Source organism: Paraburkholderia ginsengiterrae (genome assembly GCF_001645125.1).
In the GTDB taxonomy this organism is placed as follows: Bacteria; Pseudomonadota; Gammaproteobacteria; order Burkholderiales; family Burkholderiaceae; genus Paraburkholderia; species Paraburkholderia ginsengiterrae.
This window is the reverse complement of record NZ_LXKA01000327.1, coordinates 230,810-249,274: the sequence shown is the minus strand read 5'-3', so window position 1 is coordinate 249,274 and position 18,465 is coordinate 230,810. Positions and strand designations below refer to the sequence as shown.

The following is an 18,465-nucleotide window of genomic DNA, read 5'->3' as shown; positions in this document are numbered from 1 at the left end:
TCAGCGAATTATTTAGTAATCGGCTTCCCAGTCGACAGTGACCTGCTTCGCCGTCTGGTCCACCGTTTTGACAAAGACGCCGACGAACGGGATCAAACGCTCGCCGGTCACCGGCTTGCCGTTTTTGTCGGCGGCCGGGTATTCGATGCGCAACACCGAGTGCGCACCGTTGTCGATCATGTCTGCAACCTTGCCGAGATTGACGCCGGCGAGGTTCACCACATCCAGGCCGAGCAGGTCGACCCAGTAGAACTCATCGGCCTCGAGTGCCGGAAATTCGCTGCGGCTGATATACACGCGCGAGCCGCGCAGTGCCAGCGCGACATCACGGTCAGTGACGCCGCCCAGATGGGCCACCACACTGTCGCTATGCGTTTTCGCCTGCAATGACGGTGCCGACTTGCGCTCGCGGCCTTTTAGCAGCCACCAGCGCTTGGCGCTCAGCAACGCATCGCCGCCGTGCCCGGCATCCGCATGAGCGGCCACCTTGACCCAGCCTTTGAGGCCGTAGGCGTCGACGATTGCGCCGACCTCGACCGCGTCGGCCGGCCAGCTTTCCACCGTTTCCATGCGCATTTCTGCTGCATCAGAACCGGCGTTTGCAACATTGGCTTTCGCCTTGCCCCCGGCTTTTTCGACCGGCTTGCGGACGAATGCACCGAACGGCGTCTGATCAGACGTCTTTGCGCGCGGGCCTGCAGCTTTTGCCGCAGCTTCTGTCTTTACGCCCCCTGAACTGCCGGAATCACGCTCAGACATAAGAGAACCTCGCTACCAGCTTCGACGCCTGTTTCAGCAAAACACTTCGCGCATCGGACTGCTCACGCAAGCTGCGCGAGCCGCCGGCCGAACCGACGACGATACGCATGCGAGCTACCATTAAGCAGCCGGCTGCGCCTTTGCAGCTTCCTTCACGAGACGCTCGACGGTCGGCGACAGTTGTGCGCCAACGCCTTGCCAGTACGTCAGGCGGTCTTGAGCGATACGCAGTGCTTCACCCTTCGTAGCGACCGGGTTGTAGAAGCCAACGCGCTCGATGAAGCGGCCGTCACGACGGTTACGCGAATCGGTTGCGACGATGTTGTAGAACGGGCGCTTCTTGGAGCCGCCACGAGCCAAGCGGATGATGACCATACTAGAATCCTTGAAAACCGGGGTTCGGAACGACTGAAACACGCGATTATAGCGGGAAACTGACGCCATAACAAACACTTACCGGGATAAACTGAGGAACGAAGTTGTGTCGGCCATACGGAACACACTCTCGAACCGCGTCGAAACGCCCGAATTACTTGACGAAACGCCCGTGAAACTCTTGCCGCCAACAGCGTTTTTGCTCGCTCTTTTTGTCGCCGTCACACGGTTTTGCGCCCGGATGCGCGTTTGGCGAAGCCGGCACCTGCGTATGGTCATGGCTTTTATGCTCGCCACGAGCACCCTGCCGGCGCTCGCCGCGCTGCCGGTGGAACTGATCAAACTGCCGCCGGGTTTTCACGTCGATATCCTGTCGGACGCCGTGCCGAGCGCGCGCGCCATGACGCTTTCGCCCAAGGGCATTCTCTATATAGGCAGCCTCGACGGCCACGTCTACGCGCTCGAAATGCAAAATGGGCACGTGACAGCTCGCCATGTGATCGCTTCCGGCCTGGAAACGCCGGCGGGCGTGGCATGGCGCGATGGTGCGCTCTACGTATCCGCGGTGTCGACAATTCTACGCTTCGACGCGATCGACACTCATCTGAACGACCCGCCTAAGCCTTCCGTCGTGATCGATACGTTACCTACGGAGGCGCACCACGGCTGGAAATTCATCGCTTTCGGCCCGGACGGCAAGTTGTACGTGCCGCAAGGCGCACCCTGCAACGTTTGCCTGAAAGATCGCAACCGGTTCGGACTGATCGGCCGCATGGATCCGGACGGCAACCACTACGAAGTCGTGGCGCGGGGCATCCGCAACTCGGTGGGGTTCGCGTGGCATCCGGTCACGCACGAACTGTGGTTCACCGACAACGGCCGCGACCTGATGGGCGACGACGTACCGGACGACAAGCTCAACCGCGCGTCGCGCGAAGGGATGGACTTCGGCTTTCCGTACTGCCACGGCGGCGACACGCCCGACCCCGAATTCGGCAAGGACCACCCGTGCAGCGCGTTCACGCCGCCAACCCTCAAACTGGGCGCACACGTTGCCTCGCTCGGCATGCGTTTTTACAGCGGCTCGATGTTTCCACCCGCTTATCGCAACTCCATTTTCATCGCCGAGCACGGCTCGTGGAATCGCAGCAAGAAGGTCGGCTACCGCGTCGTGCGGGTGATCGCCGACCCGGACGGCGCCCACGCACGCCAGGAAGTCTTTGCCGAAGGATGGCTGCAGCCCGGCGAAGTAGTCTGGGGCCGCCCCGCCGATGTGTTGCCGCTGCCCGACGGTTCGCTCCTGATCAGCGACGACTACGCCGGCGCGGTCTATCGCGTCACGTACTCGGCGCCCTCGCCCTAAGGAGCCCACCGCGGGCGTAGAATGCGCGTCGGTCCGCGCGACCCGCGCGCCGCTCCTTTCGACCGCCAGCCACTCTGCTCTCGCCTACATGTCCACTGTTGCCCCGACCTCCCCGTATTTCAGATCCAAGACGATTACCGCCGCGCTGGCATTCCTGCTCGGCAGCCTCGGCCTGCATCGCTTCTATCTCTATGGCAAGCGCGACATTTACGGCTGGGCTCACGTGATCGGTACGCTGATCGGCATTCCGGGCGCCATGCTGGTGGTGGCCAGCGAACGCACTTCGATGCTTGGCTGGGTACTGGCGTTTCCCGGCGCCGTGTCGCTGCTCGCCGCGTTCCTAGCGGCGATCGTCTACGGACTGCGCCCGGACGAGAAGTGGGACGCGCAGTTCAATGCACACAGCCAGCGCAAAAGCCGCTCCAGCTGGACGGTCATTTTCGTCGTGATCTTTTCGCTGCTGATCGGTGCATTTCTGTTGATGACCGGCCTCGCCATTTCATTCCAGACCTACTTCGAGAGCCAGGTGCAGGCGGCTAAAGAGCTCTCGCAGTGACCCGCCGCGCCCCGCGCTAGAAAAGGTCCAGTTGAGGATTGTCGCGCGCCGGTCCTTCGGCACGCCGGAGCTCCACTCGACGGAAGTGCGACATATCCAGAATGCCACGGTCGCGCTGATTCAAACCCAGCCGCCGCACCGCCTTCTGGAAACGCTGTTTGAGCAGATCAGCCCACAAACCTTCTCCCTTCATTCTGGTGGAGAAGGACGAATCGTAGTCCTTGCCGCCCCGCATATCCCGCACACGGCTCATCACCCGATCAGCCCGATCGGGAAAGTGCGCTGCGAGCCAATCCTTGAATAGCGGCGCGACCTCCCACGGCAGCCGTAGAACAATGTAGCTCGCGTTGCTTGCACCGGCCTCTGCGCAAGCCTCCAGCACGCGCTCCATATCTGGTTCTGTGACGAATGGGATGACGGGCGCGATGCTGACGCCGACCGGGATGCCCGCCTCGCTCAGCGTGCGGATGGTGCGCAACCGGCGCGACGGCGTCGCTGCGCGCGGCTCGAGCGTGCGCGCCATCTCCGCGTCCAACGTCGTGATGGTAATGGCCGCCATGAATTGCCCGCGCGCCGCCATGGGCGCGAGCAGATCAAGATCACGCTCGATCAGCGACGACTTGGTAATCGCCGCGAATGGATGATTGCGTTCGCTGAGCACTTCGATCACGCCACGCGTGATCCGCCAGTCGCGCTCAACGGGCTGCCAGGCGTCGGTATTGACGCCCAGCGCAATCGGCTCCGGCACGTAGGACTTCTTCGACAACTCCCGCTCGAGCAACTCCGCTGCGTTGACCTTTGCGTAAATGCGGCTTTCGAAGTCGAGTCCCGGCGACAGCCCCAGATAACTGTGCGTGGGCCGCGCAAAGCAATAAATGCAGCCGTGCTCGCAACCCCGATACGGGTTCAGGGATACGCCGAACGGGATGTCCGGCGATGCATTGCGCGTGAGAATGGTCTTGGCCCGTTCCTCGAAGACCTGCGTGCGCAAGACCTTCGCCTCATCGTGCTCTTCGCCCTGCGCCGGCAGCCAGCCGTCGTCCACTGCCTCGCGCTGGTCGACTTCGTAGCGGCCTTGCAGGTTCGTCACCGCGCCGCGGCCCTTGCGAGGCGCGGGCGGCGCGATCGGATATTCGTTGACGGAGTGGGAATCGGAGTCGGTCACGGCTGGAGCACGTCTTAACAGAACGGCAAACAAAAACGGCGCAAAACACCTGTATAAATATACAGTGTTTACGCCGTTTGTCGAGTCCCGCGTGCGTTTGCCGCGCGACCTAGTCTCCCACCGCGATCGTCAACGTTTCCTTGATTTCCTCCATCACCACGTAGCTTTTCGACTGCACCGCGCCGGGCAGCTGCAGCAGGATGTCGCCCAGCAACTTCCGGTAGTCGGCCATTTCGCCGATGCGCGCCTTGATCAGATAGTCGAAGTCGCCCGACACGAGGTGGCACTCCAGCACCTCGGGGATCTTCTGCACCTCGCGGCGGAACTGGTCGAACATGTTGCCGCTCTTGTGATCGAGCGTAATTTCGACGAACACCAGCAGCGCCGCGCCCAACTCCGCCGGATTCACGCGCGCGTGGTAGCCGGTGATCACGCCGTCGCGCTCCATGCGCTTGACGCGCTCGATGCACGGCGTCACTGACAGCCCCACCTGTTCTGCCAGGTCTTTCATGGCCATGCGGCCGTCCTCCTGAAGCAGACGCAGGATCTTGTGATCGAGTTTGTCGAGGGCCCGGACCGGCTGGCGCTGTGTACGCATGATGTTTTTTCTGAAAATCCTGAAAATACGATAACAAAACCTGCCTGACTGTTAATAGTATAGCGGCTAACACTGGCCGGCTCGCGTTTTACCTCGTGAATCGAATGAATTCCAACGAATCCACGAGCGCGCCGTCCTCAGACCTTATTTGAATACCTGGAGCAGTTATGCGAATCGTCGTTTTGGGCAGTGGCGTCGTCGGGGTGACGAGTGCGTATTACCTGGCGCGCGCCGGTCACGAGGTGACAGTGATCGATCGCGAAGCCGGCCCGGCGCTCGAAACCAGCTTTGCCAATGCCGGCCAGATCTCGCCGGGCTACGCATCGCCGTGGGCCGCGCCCGGCGTGCCGCTGAAGGCCGTCAAGTGGATGTTCCAGAAGCACGCGCCGCTGGCGATCCGCCTCGACGGCACGCAATTCCAGTTGCAATGGATGTGGCAGATGCTGCAGAACTGCACGTCGTCACGCTATGCGGTGAACAAGGGCCGCATGGTCCGCCTCGCCGAATACAGCCGTGACTGCCTGCAGGCGCTGCGCGCGGAAACCGGCATTCAGTACGAGGGCCGCACCGGCGGCACGTTGCAGGTGTTCCGCACCCAGCAGCAATTCGACGGTGCCGCGAAAGACATCGCCGTGCTGGAGGAAGCCAACGTGCCGTATGAACTGCTTTCGCCGGCCGAACTGGCGCAAGCCGAACCGGCGCTTGCCGCGGTGTCGCGCAAGCTGACCGGTGGCCTGCGCCTGCCGGGCGACGAAACCGGCGACTGCCAGATGTTCACCACGCGCCTTGCCGCGTTGGCCGAGCAACTGGGCGTCAAGTTCCGCTACAACACGCCGATCGACTCGCTCGCCATGGCGGGCGACCGGATTGCCGGCGTGCAATGCGGCAGTGAGCTGGTGCGCGCGGATTCGTTCGTGGTCGCGCTGGGTTCGTACTCGACCCAATTCCTGTCCGGTCTCGTGAAGATTCCGGTCTATCCGCTCAAGGGGTATTCGATCACGGCGCCGATCGTCAACGAAAAGTCCGCGCCGGTGTCCACCGTCCTCGACGAAACGTACAAGATTGCCATTACGCGTTTCGACGACCGGATTCGCGTTGGCGGCATGGCCGAGATCGTCGGCTTCGACAAATCATTGCGCCAAGCGCGCCGCGAAACGCTTGAGCTGTGCGTGAACGACCTGTTCCCGGGCGGCGGCGATACGTCGAAGGCCACGTTCTGGACCGGCCTGCGCCCCATGACGCCGGACGGCACGCCTATCGTCGGCCGCACGCCGGTGGCGAACCTGTTCCTCAACACGGGCCACGGCACGCTGGGCTGGACGATGTCGTGCGGCTCGGGCCAGTTGCTCGCCGACGTGATGTCGGGCAAGCAGCCGGCCATCAAGGCGGACGATCTGTCGGTGCATCGCTACCTCGGCGAGACCGGCGGCCAACCGCGCCCGGCTTATGCCTAAGGTTTAACCACGCTTCGCGAGCGGTTGCGCTGGTGGGTGGTTGTTGCGTAATCCCGCCTACCAGCCCGACAAAAACAAACGGCGCCTCCAACGTGAGGCGCCGTTTGTTTTCCAGCCGAAGCAGTGTCAGAACTGATCGTCTGACAAAGCCAGCACGCTCTCCGCACCCTTCGCACTGACAATCGACGCCTCGAGCGCCGACGCGAGCGGCAGCACATGCTCCGCGTAGAACTGCGCGGTCGCCATCTTGGCGCCATAGAACGAGGGGTCCTCGCCGTGCTTCTGTGCGGCCACGAGCAGCGCGCGCGCCATCTGCCAGCCACCCAGCACGACGCCTGCCAGCTTCAGATACGGCACGCTGCCGGCAAACACCGCGTTCGGATCGCCCTTCGCATTGGCAAGCACGAAATCGACCGCGGCGCTCAACGACCGCTGCCCCTGCGCGAGATACTTCTTCATCGAATCGAACGGCGCGCCTTGCTGCGAATCGAGCGCCGCCACCGTTTCGGCGATACCGGCGAGCAGCGACTTCGCCACCTTGCCGCCATCGCGCAACGTCTTGCGGCCAATCAGGTCGTTGGCCTGAATCGCGGTGGTGCCTTCGTAGATCGGCAGGATGCGCGCATCGCGGTAATACTGCGCCGCACCCGTTTCTTCGATGAAACCCATGCCGCCGTGCACCTGCACGCCAAGGCTCGTCACGTCGATCGACAGTTCGGTGCTCCAGCCTTTCACGATCGGCACGAGGAATTCGTAGATCGCCTGATGGTCGGCGCGTGTCGCCTCATCCGCATGACGATGCGCGATGTCGCAGTGAGCCGCGGCCACATACGCGAGCGCGCGCGATGCTTCCGTGAGGCCGCGCATGGTGGCGAGCATGCGGCGCACGTCGGGATGCTGGATGATCGCCACCGACTGTTTCGCCGAGCCATCCACTGGACGGCTTTGCACGCGATCTTTCGCATACGCCACCGCTTTCTGATACGCGCGATCCGATACGGCGACGCCTTGCATGCCCACCGCGAAGCGCGCCGCGTTCATCATGATGAACATGTACTCGAGGCCGCGATTTTCCTCGCCGATCAGATGGCCGATCGCGCCGCCATGGTCGCCGAACTGCAGCACCGCGGTCGGGCTCGCCTTGATACCAAGCTTGTGTTCGATCGACACGCAATGCACGTCGTTACGCTCACCGAGCGAACCGTCTTCGTTGACGAGGAACTTCGGCACGATAAAGAGCGAAATACCCTTTACACCTTCTGGTGCGTTCGGCGTACGCGCCAGCACGAGATGGACGATGTTCTCCGCCATGTCGTGCTCGCCCCACGTGATGAAAATCTTCGTGCCGAACAGCTTGAACGAACCGTCGCCCTGCGGCTCGGCGCGCGTGCGCACCAGCGCGAGATCGGAGCCGGCCTGCGGCTCGGTCAGGTTCATCGTGCCGGTCCATTCACCGGATATCAGCTTGGGCACATAGGTTTGTTTTTGCGCTTCTGTGCCGGCGGTGAGCAACGCTTCGATCGCGCCGTCTGTCAGCAGCGGACACAGCGCGAACGACAGGTTCGACGCGTTGAGCATCTCCACGCAAGGTGTTGCGATCAGCTTCGGCAGGCCCTGGCCTTCGTAGTCGAGCGGATGCTGAACGCCTTGCCAGCCGCCTTCGCTGAACTGGCGGAACGCTTCCTTGAACCCAGGCGAGGCGGTCACCACGCCGTCTTTCCAGCTGCTCGGATTGCGGTCCCCCTCGACGTTCAGCGGCGCCAGCACTTCGCCGCACAGTTTTGCCGACTCTTCGAGCACGGCCTGCGCCGTCTCCAGGTTCGCGTCTTCAGAGCCTGGCAGCGTCGCGATGTCGTCGAGACCGGCCAGTTCCTTCATCACGAACAACATGTCCTTGATGGGTGCCGTATAGGTCATTTCAGTTCTCCTCCCGCCTTGATGTGAAAAAGGGCGCTGGACCTGAACGGTCCTGCGCCCTTTCGTGTTCTGCCAGGTGCCTTTTACACGGCGCTACGGCGCTTAGCCGAGTTCGCTAACGAGCTCCGGCACGAGCGTAAACAGATCGCCCACCAGACCATAGTCCGCAACGCTGAAGATCGGTGCTTCGGGGTCCTTGTTGATCGCGACGATCACCTTCGAATCCTTCATGCCCGCCAGATGCTGGATCGCACCCGAGATGCCGACCGCCACGTACAGTTGCGGCGCGACGATCTTGCCGGTCTGGCCGACCTGATAGTCGTTCGGCACGAAGCCCGCATCGACGGCCGCGCGCGATGCGCCCAGCGCCGCATTCAGCTTGTCGGCCAGCGGCTCCAGCACCTTCGTGTAGTTCTCGCCGTTGCCGAGACCCCGGCCACCGGAAACGATAATCTTCGCCGACGTCAGTTCCGGACGGTCCAGCTTCGTCACTTCACGGCTCACGAACTGCGACAGGCCGCTGTCTGCTGCGGCTTCGATCTTCTCGATCGCCGCGCTGCCGCCTTCGGCCGCCACGGCGTCGAAACCGGTCGTGCGCACCGTGATGACCTTGATCGGGTCAGCCGACTGCACCGTTGCGATCGCGTTGCCTGCGTAGATCGGACGCTCGAACGTGTCCGGCGAATCGACCGCGGTGATGTCGCTGATCTGTGCGACGTCGAGCTTCGCGGCGATACGCGGCGTGACGTTCTTGCCCGCCGCCGTTGCCGGAGCCAGGATGTGCGTGTAGTTCTTCGCGATCGCGATCACCGTCGCTTCGACGTTCTCCGCGAGGCCCGCTTCGAGTTGCGGCGCGTCAGCCAGCAGCACCTTCGACACGCCTGCGATCTTCGCTGCCGCGTCCGCAGCCGCTTGCGCGTTGTGACCCGCCACCAGCACGTGCACGTCGCCACCAATCTTCTGCGCCGCTGCAATCGTGTTCAGCGTCGCGGCCTTGATCGACGCGTTGTCGTGTTCTGCAATTACCAGATTCGTCATTTGCTCTGTCTCCCTTACAGCACCTTGGCTTCGGTCTTCAGCTTCTCGACCAGCGTCTTCACGTCCGGCACCATCACACCGGCGGAGCGCTTGGGCGGCTCGGCGACTTTCAGCGTCTTCAGGCGCGGTGCGACGTCAACGCCGAGGTCTACCGGCTTGATGACTTCCAGCGGCTTCTTCTTCGCCTTCATGATGTTCGGCAACGTCACGTAGCGCGGCTCGTTCAGGCGCAGGTCAGTGGTGATCACAGCGGGCAAGCTCAGCGACAGCGTTTCGGCACCGCCGTCCACTTCACGCGACACGGTGGCCTTGCCATCTGCAACGACAACCTTCGAGGCAAACGTGGCCTGCGGCAGGTTCGCCAGCGCAGCCAGCATCTGGCCGGTCTGGTTCGAGTCGTCGTCGATGGCCTGCTTGCCCAGGATCACCAGTTGCGGCTGTTCCTTGTCGACCAGCGCCTTCAGCAGCTTGGCCACGGCCAGCGGCTGCAGGTCTTCGTTCGACTCGATCAGGATCGCGCGGTCCGCGCCGATTGCCAGCGCCGTGCGCAGCGTTTCCTGCGACTGCGTCACACCTGCCGACACGGCGATCACTTCCGTCGCCACGCCCGCTTCGCGCAGACGCACCGCTTCTTCCACCGCGATTTCGTCGAACGGATTCATCGACATCTTCACGTTGGCGATATCGACGCCCGTGCCGTCCGATTTCACCCGGACTTTCACGTTGTAATCGACCACTCTCTTCACTGGCACCAGGATTTTCATGCACACGCTCCAAAGTTACGAATACGTCAACCCGACGGACATTATAGCGACTGCCCTCACGGCAGCCGCTGTCGCGGGCGCTCTAGCAAGAGGATATCGCTCCTCAGCGGCGTGACGGCAATATCGAACGGTCGTTCTATTTTAATCTCGAAAAAACCCGGGTGACAACCCCGGGTTCCGATTTACGACTCTAATTTTGCATTGCCGTCGTGTCTAGCTACATCGATAGGCCGCCGGCTCACCACGCGGTGATCACCGACCCGCCAAATTTGCTTTCAACGAACTGCTTCACTTCCGGCGAATGATACGCCGCGACCAGCTTGGCGACCCACGGTTTGTTCCGGTCGGCCTCGCGGATCGCGATGATGTTCACGTACGGGCCTTTCGGATCTTCAATCGCGATCGCGTCCTGCTTGGGCTTCAGGCCCGCTTCCATCGCGAAGTTGGTGTTGATCGCCGCGGCGTCCACATCGTTCAGCGAGCGCGGGATTTGCGCGGCGTCGAGTTCGACGATCTTCAGCTTCTTCGGGTTGTCGACGATGTCGAGCGGCGTCGCCTTCAGGCCGGCGTCGGCACGCAGCTTCAGGAGACCCTGCTTCTGCAGCAGCAGAAGCGCGCGGCCGCCATTCGTCGGATCATTCGGCACCGCGATCTTCGCACCCGGTTGCAGCTCGGCCAGCGTCTTCACTTTCTTCGAATAGATACCCATGGGGTACGTGACGGTGTCCGCGACACGGATCAGCTTGTAGCCGCGGTCCTTCACTTGCGCCTGCAAGTACGGGTCGTGCTGGTAGCTGTTCGCGTCCAGATCGCCGCCGGCGAGCGCGGCGTTCGGCTGCACGTAATCGGAGAATTCGACGATCTTGATGTTCAAGCCGTTTTTCGCCGCGACCGTCTTCACGACTTCCATGATCTGCGCGTGCGGACCGCCGGTCACGCCGACCTTGATCGTGTCTTCAGCGTGCGCCGCGCCCGCGGCGAAGAGCGATGCGGCGCCGAGCGCGGCGGCCAGCTTGAGAATGAAACGACGTTGCATGTTGGACCTTTGCGAATCTCTGGATTGTGTTTATTTATGGCTCAAACGACGCACGAGCCAATCCCCGAACGACTGCACCAGTTGCACGAAGACGATCAGAATCACCACGACCGTCAGCATCACTTCCGGCAGAAACCGCTGATACCCATAACGAATGCCAAGATCGCCAAGACCGCCGCCGCCGATCGCGCCTGCCATAGCCGAATAGCCGACCAGCGAGACGAAGGTGATCGTCAAGCCGGCAACCACGCCCGGCAGCGATTCCGGCAGCAGCACCTTGAAGACGATCTGGCTGGTGGTCGCGCCCATCGCCTGCGCCGCTTCGATCAGGCCGCGGTCCACTTCGCGCAGCGCCGTTTCGACGAGACGCGCGATGAACGGCGCGGCGGCAATCGTCAGCGGCACGACGGCGGCTGCCGTCCCGATCGACGACCCCACTACGAGGCGCGTGAACGGAATCACCGCCACCAGCAGGATGATGAACGGCGTCGAACGGACCGCGTTCACGATCACGCCCATCACGCGATTGACCGCGATGTTCTGCAACACGCCCTGACGATCCGTCAGATACAGCAACACGCCGAGCGGCAAACCCACCGCCGCGCCGACCAGTCCGGAAATGCCCACCATGACGAGCGTTTCCCAGAACGACTGGACGAACATATCGAACATTTCACTCAACATACGAGAGCTCCTCCACCACCACGCCTTGCTCGCGCAGATACGTCAGCGCCTGCGCCACCTTCACCGGTTCGCCGCCCGCGAGCACCGCGAGCGAGCCGAACGCCTGCCCCTGGATCTCGTCGATCTGGCCGTGCAGGATGTTGAAGTCGAGTTCGTAGCGGCGAATCGTTTCCGACAGAATCGGTTGATCGACGCCCGAGCCGGTGAACGCGAGCCTCAGCAGATGGCCGCTGCCGGTCTTGAGCCGCTCGGCGACGCGTGCCTTCATGGCAGGCGGCAACTCTTGCGCGATCACGTCGCCGATCAACGCGCGCGTGACTTCGTGACGCGGTTGCAGGAACACGTCGATGACCTTGCCCTCTTCCACCACGCGGCCCGCATCCAGCACGGCGACGCGGTCGCAGACCTGCTTGATCACATCCATCTGGTGCGTGATCAGCACGATCGTCAGGTTCAGTTCGCGATTGATGCGCTTGAGCAGGTCGAGAATCGCGCGCGTGGTTTCGGGATCGAGCGCGGAGGTCGCTTCGTCGGAGAGCAGCACTTTCGGCTTGCTCGCAAGCGCGCGGGCGATACCCACGCGCTGCTTCTGCCCACCGCTGATCTGCGCCGGATAGCGATCCTTCTGTGCCGAGAGACCAACCAGATCGAGCAGCGGCAGCACGTTCGCTTCGATTTCGTCGCGCTTGATGCCGGCGAGCTCGAGCGGCAGCGCCACGTTCTCGTAGACCGTGCGCGACGAGAGCAGGTTGAAGTGCTGGAAGATCATGCCGATCTCGCGGCGCGCCTCGCGCAATTGCGCGGCAGGCAGCGTCGTCAGATCGCGGCCGTTGACGACGATATTGCCTTCCGAGGGACGCGTCAGCAGATTGAGGGTGCGCACGAGCGTGCTCTTGCCCGCGCCGCTGCGGCCGATGATGCCGAACACCTCGCCCGCCGGAATCGACAGATTGACGTTGTGCAGCGCCTCGACCCAGCCCCGGGGCCCGGCGAACCGCTGGGAGATATTGCGTATTTCGATCATGAAAAAACGAAACGGCGGAGGCTGCCAGCGAGCGCTGTGCGCTCCCGACAAGCGGCCGCCGTTGCTTTTATTGGGATTTGAACCCGCGATTCTACCGCAGCGCTGACATACCCTTTAATAATCAATTACGATCTTTTCATAACCTGAGGGCATTAGAGGCTCATTCGGTGCGAGATGCTCGCGCACGCACTGCCGCTACGACTATGATCGGGCGGAACAAAATCAGGACAAACGGCGGCCATGGAGACATCCCAAAGCAGCAACGTGCGGCCCATCTCGGGCGACAGGAATGACGGCGCGCCGCAGCGCACGTCGGTCATGACCGGCGACGGCGTGGAATTGCCGCTGTACCGCTGGCCGGCCACCGCGCCGACGCGCGCCACGGTCGCGCTGATCCACGGACTGGCCGAGCACGCCGGCCGCTACGCGGCGCTGGCCGCACGGCTGAACGCGGCCGGCATCGAACTGGTTGCGATCGATCTGCGCGGCCACGGTCACGCGCCGGGCAAGCGGGCGTTCGTGAAGCGCTTCGACGACTATCTGCAGGACGCTCAAGCCTTGCTCGACGCCACGGCCGAGCGTGGCGCGCCGCTCTTCCTGATGGGGCACAGCATGGGCGGAGCGGTGGCCGCGCTCTACGCGATCGAGCGCCTCAAGGCGAGCGGCCGGCGGCTGAACGGCCTGATTCTGTCTAGCCCGGCCCTCGCGCCGGGGCACGACGTGCCGCGCTGGATGCTCAAGCTGAGCCAGGTGATCAGCCGTCTCTATCCGAGCTTCCCGGCCATGAAAATCGACGCGTCGTTGCTATCGCGCCTGCAGCCCGTGGTGAACGCCAATCGCAATGACCCGCTCGTGCATCACGGCGCAATCCCCGCGCGCACCGGCGCGGAACTGTTGCTGGCGATGGCGCGTATCGAACGCGGCCGCGCGGATCTGCGTGTGCCGCTGCTGGTGTATCACGGCACCGCCGACAAGCTCACCGAGCCTGATGGCAGCCGCGAGTTCGGCGCGCACGCAGGTTCGCTGGATAAGACGCTGACGCTGCATGAAGGCAGCTACCACGAGACGATGAACGACATCGACCGCGATCAGGTAATCGGGGCGTTGATTGCGTGGATCGAAAAACGGCTGGTGATTCAGGCCTGATGCTTCCAGTCGGGCGGCCGTTTGTCGATGAAGGCCTGCACGCCTTCGAGCGCCGACTCATCCATCATATTGCAGGCCATGGTCTGGCCCGCAAGCTGATACGCCGCCTCGATGCCCATCTCCAGTTGACGATAGAAGAGCCCCTTGCCGGCGCTCACGGCCTCGACGGGTTTCGCGCAGATGCTGGTGGCGAGCCGCGCGAGCTCCGAGTCGAGCGCGTCCTCGGGAGCCGTGCGGTTCACGAGACCCTGGCGCTTCGCCTCGGCGGCATCGATAAAGTCGCCGGTGAGCAGCATTTCGAGCGCCGCCTTGCGCGACAGATTACGCGACAGCGGCACGGAAGGCGTCGCGCAAAACAACCCCAAGTTCACACCCGAGACGGCAAAACGGGCGGTGTCAGCCGCAACCGCGAGGTCGCACATCGCGACGAGCTGACAGCCCGCCGCCGTGGCAATGCCCTGCACGCGCGCGATCACCGGCTGCGGCATGCGCTGGATCGTCATCATCAGCTTCGTGCAGCGGGCGAACAATCCTTGGTAGTACGCCAGCGACGGCGAAGCGCGCATTTCCTTCAGGTCGTGCCCCGCGCAAAACGCGCGGCCCGCGCCGGCAATCACGACCACGCGCGCATCGGACTGCGCGATCCCGGTCAATGCCTTTTGCAAGTCATCGAGCAAGGCTTCGGACAGCGCATTGAAGGCAGCGGGCCGATTCATCGTCAAGCGCACGACGCCCGGCACGCCGTACGCGCCATGTTCGATCTCGATCAGTGAAGCGTTATGCGCGTCGGCATTCATGACCCGCCTCCTTCGAAATGATTGCGCCGCGCGCGGCGCAGCAGCTCAGTCTCAGATCCCGGCGAGCGAGCGCACGTGGGCGACCACGCTGCGCCCGAGCGCGGACAGGTTGTAGCCACCTTCGAGGCAACTGACGATCCGCCCGCGTGCATAGCGTTTCGCAATCTCGCGCATCTGCCCGGTAATCCACGCGTAGTCGTCTTCGACGAGACCCATATTGCCGAGGTCGTCTTCGCGATGCGCGTCGAAGCCGGCCGAGATGAAGAGCATTTCCGGCTTGAATTCATGCAGGCGCGGCAGCCACATCATGTCCACCACCTCGCGCACTTCCATGCCTTTCGAGCGCGCCGGCATCGGCACGTTGCACATATTGGGCGCCTGATTATCGGCGCCGGTGAACGGATAGAACGGATGCTGGAAGAAGCTGCACATCAGCACGCGGGAGTCGCCCGAGAAGGCGGCTTCGGTGCCGTTGCCATGATGCACGTCGAAGTCGATGATCGCGACGCGCTGCAGGCCATGCACTTCGAGCGCATGACGCGCGGCGATCGCGACGTTGTTGAAAAAGCAGAAGCCCATGGCACGCGCCGGCTCCGCATGGTGGCCAGGCGGGCGCACGCTGCAGAAGGCGTTGTCGTAGCGGCCTTCGATCACCGCATCGGTCGCGGCTACCGCGGCACCGGCCGCCCGCAACGCGGCTTGCAACGTGTGCGGGGTCATCGTCGTATCGGGATCGATTTCCGCGATGCCTTCCAGCGGCGAAAGGCTGCGGATGTAATCGACGTGCGCTTGCGTATGCACGCGCAGCAACGCGGCTTCGTCGGCAAGCGGCGGCGACTCGCGCTCGATCAGCGAGTCGATACGGCTCGCGATCAATTGATCTTCGATTGCCTGCAGGCGCGCCGGGCATTCGGGATGCCATTGCCCCATATCATGCCGCAGACAGTCGGCGTGAGAATAAAAACCTGTTGCCATGATTTTCTTGCGCGGCGCGGCGTCTTCGAAACGCGCGCGGCGTGTCTCCATCGAGAGGCGCGCACCCTCTGCGCGCCAACAGTCGTCAAGTTACCACACGAACCGGCTGTGACGCCCGCTGCGACGCCGGTTGTGACGCGTCAGGCACAGTTTTCCGGGAGGCGTCGGGTATACTGCCCCGATCGGTTTCCCGCTGTTTTTCCCTCGTCTTTTACGCAACGCGCCCCTAGCTCACTATGACCGTCAAGCTTGCCCTGTCCGCACGAAACCGGCTACGCAACAGAACCTTGGCCGCCGCAATATCCGTCGCAACGTGCATGTTCATGGCAACCAGTCCGGCGATCGCGCAAAGCGCCGGCAAACAACCGCCGGTGCAGCTCGCTCAAAGCCAACCGCAATCGGCGGTGCCGCAAGGGCAAACGTTTGAGGAAGAAATCATCCCTCAGCGCTATGCGAATAATCCCAATGTCGACGCGTTTATCAACGACATGGTCGCGCGCTACGATTTCAACGAGACGGCGCTGCACGCGCTGTTTGCGGGCGTGAGCTATTCGGCAACCGCGGTCAAGCTCGTGACGCCGTCGCCCTCGCCCACGGTCAAGAACTGGCGCGTCTACCAGTCGCGCTTTCTCGACCAGGTCCGCATCAACGCCGGCGTGCGCTTCTGGCGTGCGAATCAGGCCACCTTGCAACGCGCGTATGAAGAGTTCGGCGTGCCGCCGGAGGTGATCGTCGGCATCATCGGCGTGGAGACGATTTATGGCCGCTTCATGGGCAACTTCCGCGTGCTCGACGCGCTGACCACGCTCAGCTTCGACTACCCGAACACCGCCAATCGCGCGGATCGCCAGGCGACCTTCCGCAAAAACCTCGAAGACTATCTGGTGTGGACGCGCGATTCGCAGATCGATCCGACCACGGTGCTTGGCTCCTACACCGGCGCGATCGGCATTCCGCAGTTCCTGCCGAGCAGCATCGTGCAATACGCGGTGAGCTACGACGGCAACAAGCAGATCGACCTGCGCACCAGCCAGGCGGACGCGATCGGCAGCGTGGCGAACTATCTGCGCCAGAACGGCTGGGAGAACGGTCGTCCGGTGGTGTGGAAAATCGGCTCGGACGCCGGCAGTCTTGGCGTCGCGCAGGCGGCCGCCGACGGCAAGCCTGAACCGCACTGGCCACTCGATCAATTGCTGCGCGCCGGACTGCTGCTCAATGAGCCGGACGTGGATGTAGCAACGGAAGCCGGCACGCCAGTGACGGTGGTGGATCTGCCCTCGCCGGGGCGCGGCACCGAATACATGCTGGGCCTGAAAAACTTCTACGTTTTGACGCGCTATAACCGCAGCTTCTTCTATGCCCTCGCGGTGTATCAGTTGGGTCAGCGGGTGAAGGCGCAGATGGAGGCAGGCGACGCGGCAGCAGCGGCAGCGCCGGCTGCACCGGCAGCGGCTTCACAATAAACGGCGGGGTGCGTGGCCGTTGTGTCGCGCGCGTGGGTGGCATAAAAAAACGCCGGTTCACAATGAACCGGCGTTTTTTTCTTGCAGGGCGCGACTACGCGTTCATGCGGGAAACACACCCGTCGACAGATAGCGGTCGCCGCGATCGCAGACGATAAATACGATCGTTGCGTTCTCGACCTGGCGTGCGATGCGCAGTGCCACTTCACAAGCGCCGCCCGACGAGATGCCCGCGAAAATGCCTTCGACCGATGCCATGCGCCGCGCCATGGCCTCGGCGGCGGCCTGGCTCACGTTCTCGACGCGATCCACGCGGCTGCGATCGAAGATTTTCGGCAGATAGGCTTCCGGCCATTTGCGGATGCCCGGAATACGCGAACCCTCTTCCGGTTGCGCGCCGATGATCTCGATCGCCTGATTCTGTTCCTTCAGATACGTGGACACGCCCATGATCGTGCCGGTCGTGCCCATGGACGACACGAAGTGCGTAATGCGTCCTTCGGTGTCGCGCCAGATTTCCGGGCCTGTGCCTTCCACATGCGACGCCGGATTATCCGGATTGGCGAACTGATCGAGAATGATGCCCTTGCCTTCGCGCTGCATCTGCTCTGCCAGATCGCGCGCGTACTCCATGCCGCCCGTGACCGGCGTGAGCAGGATCTGCGCGCCGTAGGCGGCCATGCTCTGACGGCGCTCCACCGACAGATCTTCCGGCATGATCAGGACCATTTTGTAGCCACGCACCGCGGCCGCCATGGCGAGCGCGATGCCAGTGTTGCCGCTGGTCGCTTCGATCAGCGTGTCGCCCGGTTTGATCCGCCCGCGCAACTCCGCTTTCTTGATCATCGACAACGCCGGGCGATCCTTCACCGACCCTGCGGGATTGTTGCCCTCGAGCTTCGCGAGAATCACGTTATTGCGGCTGCGGATCTCGTCGTCGGGAAGCCGGACGAGTTGCACGAGCGGCGTATTGCCGATCGTATCTTCAATCGTTTTGTAAGCCATATCGGTTCTGGTGCCGTCGATGCGCGGAGTCTCTAATCCATCGATTCTAAACCACCAGCCGAATGGCTGCCGTGCGGCCCTTCTGCCCGCATGGATGCATGTTCTTGCCCGCGAGTTCGTGTGGCGCGCGTTCGCCGCCCCGCCAATAGCGGTAAGGTCCGCGCACAAACCGCGCGACAGCCACGCAAGATCCGCGCAATTTCCACGCAACGGCGACGGCAAAAAGCCCGCGGCTGAGAACCGCGGGAGCCAGTCATCTGCATGACAGCTGAAGGAGTGTTCCTGCCCACTCCGACCATGAAGGGGTACGACGCAAACGAACCCCGCGCGAGAGCGGCTAGGCCCG

At 62.9% G+C, this 18,465-nt stretch carries 18 protein-coding genes; 5 read left to right on the top strand and 13 right to left on the bottom strand.

The features are described 5' to 3' along the window. Window positions 1-12: 12 nt before the first annotated feature. Window positions 13-759: a ribosome maturation factor RimM gene (gene rimM, locus A6V37_RS23540; protein WP_064268507.1), complete on the bottom strand. Its 747-nt coding sequence runs from the start codon at window positions 757-759 to the stop codon at window positions 13-15. A 120-nt stretch (window positions 760-879) separates the two neighbouring features. Continuing rightward, window positions 880-1,134 carry a 30S ribosomal protein S16 gene (gene rpsP, locus A6V37_RS23535; protein WP_064268508.1) on the bottom strand — a complete coding sequence of 85 codons (255 nt, stop codon included), beginning with the start codon at window positions 1,132-1,134 and terminating at the stop codon, window positions 880-882. A 271-nt stretch (window positions 1,135-1,405) separates the two neighbouring features. On the opposite strand from rpsP, the gene A6V37_RS23530 reads away from it, so the two are divergent. Together A6V37_RS23530 and A6V37_RS23525 are read left to right on the top strand one after the other, a co-directional pair. Further along, the gene (locus tag A6V37_RS23530) at window positions 1,406-2,497 is read left to right on the top strand and encodes a PQQ-dependent sugar dehydrogenase (RefSeq protein WP_242665818.1); all 1,092 of its coding nucleotides are present in this window, start codon (window positions 1,406-1,408) and stop codon (window positions 2,495-2,497) included. Between the two features lie 88 nt (window positions 2,498-2,585). Then, window positions 2,586-3,053, top strand: a complete 468-nt coding sequence (locus A6V37_RS23525) for an NINE protein (protein WP_064268509.1) — start codon at window positions 2,586-2,588, stop codon at window positions 3,051-3,053. A 16-nt stretch (window positions 3,054-3,069) separates the two neighbouring features. On the opposite strand, the gene A6V37_RS23520 is transcribed toward A6V37_RS23525, so the two are convergent. Then, window positions 3,070-4,218 (bottom strand): PA0069 family radical SAM protein, encoded by a 1,149-nt coding sequence (locus A6V37_RS23520; protein WP_064268510.1) that lies wholly within the window; start codon window positions 4,216-4,218, stop codon window positions 3,070-3,072. Between the two features lie 109 nt (window positions 4,219-4,327). Continuing rightward, window positions 4,328-4,816, bottom strand: a complete 489-nt coding sequence (locus tag A6V37_RS23515) for an Lrp/AsnC ligand binding domain-containing protein (protein ID WP_064268511.1) — start codon at window positions 4,814-4,816, stop codon at window positions 4,328-4,330. 167 nt (window positions 4,817-4,983) lie between these two features. Between A6V37_RS23515 and A6V37_RS23510 the strand changes: the two genes are divergently transcribed. Beyond that, entirely contained in the window at window positions 4,984-6,270 is a 1,287-nt protein-coding gene (locus A6V37_RS23510; RefSeq protein ID WP_064286395.1) for a D-amino acid dehydrogenase, read from the top strand. Between the two features lie 126 nt (window positions 6,271-6,396). Here A6V37_RS23510 and A6V37_RS23505 read toward each other — a convergent pair whose 3' ends face one another. The 6 genes from A6V37_RS23505 to A6V37_RS23480 all read right to left on the bottom strand — a co-directional run bounded on the left by A6V37_RS23505 (window position 6,397) and on the right by A6V37_RS23480 (window position 12,733). Then, window positions 6,397-8,187 (bottom strand): acyl-CoA dehydrogenase, encoded by a 1,791-nt coding sequence (locus A6V37_RS23505; protein WP_064286394.1) that lies wholly within the window; start codon window positions 8,185-8,187, stop codon window positions 6,397-6,399. A 102-nt stretch (window positions 8,188-8,289) separates the two neighbouring features. Next, window positions 8,290-9,225 (bottom strand): electron transfer flavoprotein subunit alpha/FixB family protein, encoded by a 936-nt coding sequence (locus A6V37_RS23500; protein WP_064268514.1) that lies wholly within the window; start codon window positions 9,223-9,225, stop codon window positions 8,290-8,292. Window positions 9,226-9,239: 14 nt separating this feature from the next. Continuing rightward, window positions 9,240-9,989 (bottom strand): electron transfer flavoprotein subunit beta/FixA family protein, encoded by a 750-nt coding sequence (locus A6V37_RS23495; RefSeq protein WP_064268515.1) that lies wholly within the window; start codon window positions 9,987-9,989, stop codon window positions 9,240-9,242. Between the two features lie 238 nt (window positions 9,990-10,227). Further along, window positions 10,228-11,025 (bottom strand): MetQ/NlpA family ABC transporter substrate-binding protein, encoded by a 798-nt coding sequence (locus tag A6V37_RS23490; protein ID WP_064268516.1) that lies wholly within the window; start codon window positions 11,023-11,025, stop codon window positions 10,228-10,230. 30 nt (window positions 11,026-11,055) lie between these two features. Beyond that, window positions 11,056-11,709 (bottom strand): methionine ABC transporter permease, encoded by a 654-nt coding sequence (locus A6V37_RS23485; RefSeq protein WP_064268517.1) that lies wholly within the window; start codon window positions 11,707-11,709, stop codon window positions 11,056-11,058. Next, the gene (locus A6V37_RS23480; protein ID WP_064268518.1) at window positions 11,699-12,733 is read right to left on the bottom strand and encodes a methionine ABC transporter ATP-binding protein; all 1,035 of its coding nucleotides are present in this window, start codon (window positions 12,731-12,733) and stop codon (window positions 11,699-11,701) included. The genes A6V37_RS23485 and A6V37_RS23480 overlap by 11 nt, the downstream gene beginning before the upstream one ends. Before the next feature lie 240 nt (window positions 12,734-12,973). On the opposite strand from A6V37_RS23480, the gene A6V37_RS23475 reads away from it, so the two are divergent. After that, window positions 12,974-13,879 carry an alpha/beta hydrolase gene (locus tag A6V37_RS23475; RefSeq protein ID WP_064268519.1) on the top strand — a complete coding sequence of 302 codons (906 nt, stop codon included), beginning with the start codon at window positions 12,974-12,976 and terminating at the stop codon, window positions 13,877-13,879. Here A6V37_RS23475 and A6V37_RS23470 read toward each other — a convergent pair. Both A6V37_RS23470 and A6V37_RS23465 read right to left on the bottom strand, forming a co-directional pair. After that, window positions 13,870-14,676, bottom strand: coding sequence for an enoyl-CoA hydratase (locus A6V37_RS23470; protein ID WP_064268520.1), 807 nt, complete (start codon window positions 14,674-14,676; stop codon window positions 13,870-13,872). The two genes, A6V37_RS23475 and A6V37_RS23470, sit on opposite strands and share 10 nt — an antisense overlap. A gap of 51 nt (window positions 14,677-14,727) precedes the next feature. Next, window positions 14,728-15,651, bottom strand: coding sequence for a histone deacetylase family protein (locus tag A6V37_RS23465; RefSeq protein WP_064268903.1), 924 nt, complete (start codon window positions 15,649-15,651; stop codon window positions 14,728-14,730). Window positions 15,652-15,968: 317 nt separating this feature from the next. On the opposite strand from A6V37_RS23465, the gene mltB reads away from it, so the two are divergent. Continuing rightward, window positions 15,969-17,114: a lytic murein transglycosylase B gene (gene mltB / locus A6V37_RS23460; RefSeq protein ID WP_064286393.1), complete on the top strand. Its 1,146-nt coding sequence runs from the start codon at window positions 15,969-15,971 to the stop codon at window positions 17,112-17,114. A gap of 102 nt (window positions 17,115-17,216) precedes the next feature. Here the strand turns inward: mltB and cysM are convergent, their stop codons facing one another. Continuing rightward, window positions 17,217-18,119 carry a cysteine synthase CysM gene (cysM, locus tag A6V37_RS23455; protein WP_064268522.1) on the bottom strand — a complete coding sequence of 301 codons (903 nt, stop codon included), beginning with the start codon at window positions 18,117-18,119 and terminating at the stop codon, window positions 17,217-17,219. Window positions 18,120-18,465 lie beyond the last annotated feature (346 nt).

Bases quoted from the DNA above. Each gene is read 5' to 3' on its own strand.
- rimM (WP_064268507.1), bottom strand. From the start codon at position 759: ATGTCTGAGCGTGATTCCGGCAGTTCAGGGGGCGTAAAGACAGAAGCT.
- rpsP (WP_064268508.1), bottom strand. From the start codon at position 1,134: ATGGTCATCATCCGCTTGGCTCGTGGCGGCTCCAAGAAGCGCCCGTTC.
- A6V37_RS23530 (WP_242665818.1), top strand. From the start codon at position 1,406: ATGGTCATGGCTTTTATGCTCGCCACGAGCACCCTGCCGGCGCTCGCC.
- A6V37_RS23525 (WP_064268509.1), top strand. From the start codon at position 2,586: ATGTCCACTGTTGCCCCGACCTCCCCGTATTTCAGATCCAAGACGATT.
- A6V37_RS23515 (WP_064268511.1), bottom strand. From the start codon at position 4,816: ATGCGTACACAGCGCCAGCCGGTCCGGGCCCTCGACAAACTCGATCAC.
- A6V37_RS23510 (WP_064286395.1), top strand. From the start codon at position 4,984: ATGCGAATCGTCGTTTTGGGCAGTGGCGTCGTCGGGGTGACGAGTGCG.
- A6V37_RS23505 (WP_064286394.1), bottom strand. From the start codon at position 8,187: ATGACCTATACGGCACCCATCAAGGACATGTTGTTCGTGATGAAGGAA.
- A6V37_RS23500 (WP_064268514.1), bottom strand. From the start codon at position 9,225: ATGACGAATCTGGTAATTGCAGAACACGACAACGCGTCGATCAAGGCC.
- A6V37_RS23495 (WP_064268515.1), bottom strand. From the start codon at position 9,989: ATGAAAATCCTGGTGCCAGTGAAGAGAGTGGTCGATTACAACGTGAAA.
- A6V37_RS23490 (WP_064268516.1), bottom strand. From the start codon at position 11,025: ATGCAACGTCGTTTCATTCTCAAGCTGGCCGCCGCGCTCGGCGCCGCA.
- A6V37_RS23485 (WP_064268517.1), bottom strand. From the start codon at position 11,709: ATGTTGAGTGAAATGTTCGATATGTTCGTCCAGTCGTTCTGGGAAACG.
- A6V37_RS23480 (WP_064268518.1), bottom strand. From the start codon at position 12,733: ATGATCGAAATACGCAATATCTCCCAGCGGTTCGCCGGGCCCCGGGGC.
- A6V37_RS23475 (WP_064268519.1), top strand. From the start codon at position 12,974: ATGGAGACATCCCAAAGCAGCAACGTGCGGCCCATCTCGGGCGACAGG.
- A6V37_RS23470 (WP_064268520.1), bottom strand. From the start codon at position 14,676: ATGAATGCCGACGCGCATAACGCTTCACTGATCGAGATCGAACATGGC.
- A6V37_RS23465 (WP_064268903.1), bottom strand. From the start codon at position 15,651: ATGGCAACAGGTTTTTATTCTCACGCCGACTGTCTGCGGCATGATATG.
- mltB (WP_064286393.1), top strand. From the start codon at position 15,969: ATGTTCATGGCAACCAGTCCGGCGATCGCGCAAAGCGCCGGCAAACAA.
- cysM (WP_064268522.1), bottom strand. From the start codon at position 18,119: ATGGCTTACAAAACGATTGAAGATACGATCGGCAATACGCCGCTCGTG.